This window comes from Petrotoga sp. DB-2, from assembly GCF_054051725.1.
This window is the reverse complement of sequence record NZ_JBSVZD010000107.1, coordinates 1-228: the sequence shown is the minus strand read 5'-3', so window position 1 is coordinate 228 and position 228 is coordinate 1. Positions and strand designations below refer to the sequence as shown.

Below are 228 nucleotides of genomic sequence, written 5' to 3'. Positions count from 1 at the left end.
CATAGACCACATAGTACAACGGTTGCAGGGTATGCCTGTGTTTACGGTGGTGATGATCGTTTCTACAACAATATCTTTATTGGGAAAGATGGATTGGAAGGTGTTGGGACATCACATTATATGAATCATACAACATCATTAGAAGAATACATGAAGAAGGTAGATGAAAAAGGTTGGGATATTAAAACGCTTGAGTTAATAGAACAACCGGTGTATATTAATAACAAT

General features: G+C 36.0%; 1 pseudogene. It reads left to right on the top strand.

Annotation, left to right across the window (positions count from 1 at the left end):
- A pseudogene (locus ACW9JY_RS10645) lies at positions 1 to 228 on the top strand (hypothetical protein); the annotation flags it as partial.